This window comes from Pseudooceanicola lipolyticus (assembly GCF_002786325.1).
Lineage (GTDB): Bacteria > Pseudomonadota > Alphaproteobacteria > Rhodobacterales > Rhodobacteraceae > Pseudooceanicola_C > Pseudooceanicola_C lipolyticus.
Window position 1 is genome coordinate 1 of the sequence record NZ_PGTB01000274.1, and the last position, 2985, is coordinate 2985.

The window sequence follows — 2985 nt, forward strand, 5'->3', positions numbered from 1 at the left end:
CGCGCCCCGGCCTGCGGCCGCCCGCGGTGGCGCAACAGGCGATGGCCCGGCGCCAGAGGCTGCGCGAGGGCGCGGTCTGCGGCGATCTCGACATCCAGGGTGAAGAGGTCGGCGATGTCGTCGGCCGGATCAGCGCCTGCGGCATCGACGATGCGGTGCGGCTCGACTCGGTGGCCGGCCTCGGCCTGACCCAGAAGGTGCTGATGAACTGCCGCACCGCCAAGGCGCTGAAAACCTGGATCGATATCGGGGTGAAACCGGCCTTTGGCGGCGATGACCGGGTTGTCGGGCTGAAGGTTGCGGCACATTACGCCTGCCGCACCCGCAACAACCAGCCGGGCCGGCGAATCTCGGAACATGGCAAGGGCAATGCCATCGACATTTCCGGCTTTGTGCTGGAAAGCGGCAAGCTGATGACGGTGCTGAAAGACTATACCGGCAAGGGGCCGCTGCGGCAGGCGCGGCGCGCCGCCTGCGGCCCTTTTGCCACCGTGCTCGGCCCCGGTTCGGACCGGTTCCACCGCGATCATTTTCACCTCGACACCGCCAACTATCGGCGCGGCCCCTATTGTAAGTGATCTCATGACGATGTGGGTGTTCGGATACGGGTCGCTGTTGTGGAATCCCGGCTTTGAGGTGGCGCAAAGCGCGCTCGCCACGCTGGACGGCTATGCCCGCTCCTTCTGCATGCGCTCGATCCACCATCGCGGCACCGAGGCCGATCCCGGCCTGGTGCTGGCGCTGGACGAAGTCGCCGGCGCCCATTGCAAGGGCCTGGCGCTGGCGGTGGCCGCAGGCCAGGAGGCCGACACCCTGGACTATCTGCGCGAACGCGAACTGATCTCCTCGGCCTATCTGGAAAAGCAGCTGGAGGTCCGGCTGGACAGCGGCGCCACGGTCACCGCGGTCACCTATGTGATCGACCCGCATCATGTGCAATATTGCGGCCAGCTCGACCTGGAAGAACAGGCGCAGATCATTGCCCGCGCGGTGGGCGGGCGCGGCCCGAATGCCGACTATCTGTTCAACACCACCCGCCATCTGACCGAACTGGGGCTGCCAGACCCCGATCTGGACTGGCTCGATGCACGGGTGCGGGCACTTCTGGTATAATTTCTTGGCGGTTAGCGCCAAACTCCGGTAGTCTCCGGCAAGAGCAGACAGAATGTCAGGACCAAGGCGCATGGCGCAGCCGGACGGCAAAACCAGACCGCAATTCTCGCAACCCTTCCGCCAGATAACGTTCATGGTGATCGTCATCGCCCTGTGCGGGTTGGGGGCCTTTGTCGCCCTGCCCAGGGTGCTGTCGGTCTTCCTGGCCAACCTGTATCTGAACGGGTTCATCGGCGGCGTGTTCCTGGTCGGGGTGATCGCCTGTTTCTGGCAGGTCACCCAGCTGATGGGATCGGTGCGCTGGATCGAGGGCTTTGCCAGCGGCGAGATCTCGGACGATGTGCGCCCACCGCGCCTGCTGGCGCCGCTGGCTTCGCTGTTGCGCTCGCGCGGGGCGCGCAGCCAGCTGTCGGCCTCGTCGACCCGGTCGATTCTCGACAGCGTCGCCACCCGCATCGACGAGGCGCGCGAGATCACCCGCTATATCGTCAGCCTGCTGATCTTCCTTGGCCTGCTCGGCACCTTCTATGGCCTTGCCACCACGGTGCCGGCCGTGGTCGACACCATCCGCAGCCTCGCGCCGCAGGAGGGCGAAGAGGGGCTCGCCGTGTTCAACCGGCTGATGACCGGGCTCGAGGCGCAGCTGGGCGGCATGGGCATCGCCTTTTCCTCGTCGCTGCTGGGCCTGGCCGGCTCGCTGGTGGTGGGCCTGCTGGAACTGTTTGCCGGCCACGGCCAGAACCGGTTTTACCGCGAGCTTGAGGAATGGCTGTCGACCATCACCCGCGTTGGCTTTGCCGGTGAGGATGGCGGCACCGATGCCGACGCGATGTCCGGCGTGCTCGACCACATGGCCGAGCAGATGGAAGGCCTGCGCCAGATGTTCATGCTTTCCGACGACAGCCGGGGCGAGGTCGACCGCAAGCTGGGCGACCTGGTCGATGCCATCCGCGAGATGAACAGCCGCCAGGAACAGAACGAAAGCATCGCCGCCGCGCTGGAACGGGTCGCGGCGGGGCAGGAGACATTGGCCGAGGTGATGCGCGAAAAGGGCACCGAAGAGGGTCTGGATGCCGAAAGCCGCATGCGCCTGCGCTCGATCGACGTGCAGATGCTGCGCATCCTCGAGGAAATCTCGGCCGGCCGGCAGGAAAGCTTGGCCGAGCTGCGCAAGGACATAGATCTGCTGGTAAAGGCAATGGGCCGGCCGCGCCCGTCGGTGATCCGCCAGGCCCAGGCCCGCGACACGCATCGAGAGGAATAGGGCATGGCCCTGTCACGGCGCACAGGTCAAAGGTTCCAGGGGGCAATTTGGCCCGGCTTTGTCGATGCGATGACCGGCCTGCTGCTGGTGCTGATGTTCGTGCTGACCATCTTCATGGTGGTGCAATTCGTGCTGCGCGAACAGATTTCGGGGCAGGAATCGGAACTGAACGCGCTTTCGGACGAGATCGAGCTGCTGGCCAATGCGCTGGGGCTGGAAGAGCGCAAATCCAGCCAGCTCGAAGCACGGATGGGTGCGCTGAACGCCACGCTCAGCGAAACCCAGACCGATCTGGAATCGGCCCAGGCCGAGATCGACCAGCAATCCTCGCTGATCGCCGCGCTGACGGCCCAGCGCGACCGCCAAGAGGCGGCGCTGGAACAGGCGCAGACGCAGATCACCGATTTCGAGGCGCAGGTCGCCACCCTGCTGGCCAGCCGCAACGAGGCGCGTGACCAGATCGCCGCGTTGCAGGACGAACGCGAGGCGCTGCAGGACCGCCAGGTCGAGCTGCTGTCGGAACAGGAGGCGCTGAACGCCGCTCTGGCGCAAAGCCGCTCGGAAACCGACGCCCAGGCCGAGGCGGCCCGCCTCGCCGCCGCCCGGCG

General features: G+C 66.2%; 3 protein-coding genes and 1 pseudogene. All 4 read left to right on the top strand.

What is annotated here, in order from left to right; translation table 11 throughout:
- Positions 1-578, top strand: a 578-nt coding sequence (locus CVM52_RS24825; protein WP_133119983.1) for an extensin-like domain-containing protein, incomplete at its 5' end; no start/stop codon positions are given.
- Between the two features lie 4 nt (positions 579-582).
- A complete protein-coding gene (locus tag CVM52_RS24830) occupies positions 583-1113 on the top strand; it encodes a gamma-glutamylcyclotransferase (RefSeq protein ID WP_100164959.1) in 531 nt (176 codons plus the stop codon).
- A gap of 70 nt (positions 1114-1183) precedes the next feature.
- The gene (locus CVM52_RS24835; protein ID WP_100164960.1) at positions 1184-2377 is read left to right on the top strand and encodes a biopolymer transporter ExbB; all 1194 of its coding nucleotides are present in this window, start codon (positions 1184-1186) and stop codon (positions 2375-2377) included.
- Positions 2378-2380: 3 nt separating this feature from the next.
- Positions 2381-2985, top strand: a pseudogene (locus CVM52_RS24840) (peptidoglycan -binding protein); the annotation flags it as partial.

Excerpts from the sequence above, each read along its gene's own strand:
- CVM52_RS24830 (WP_100164959.1), top strand. The coding sequence starts at position 583 with ATGACGATGTGGGTGTTCGGATACGGGTCGCTGTTGTGGAATCCCGGC.
- CVM52_RS24835 (WP_100164960.1), top strand. The coding sequence starts at position 1,184 with ATGGCGCAGCCGGACGGCAAAACCAGACCGCAATTCTCGCAACCCTTC.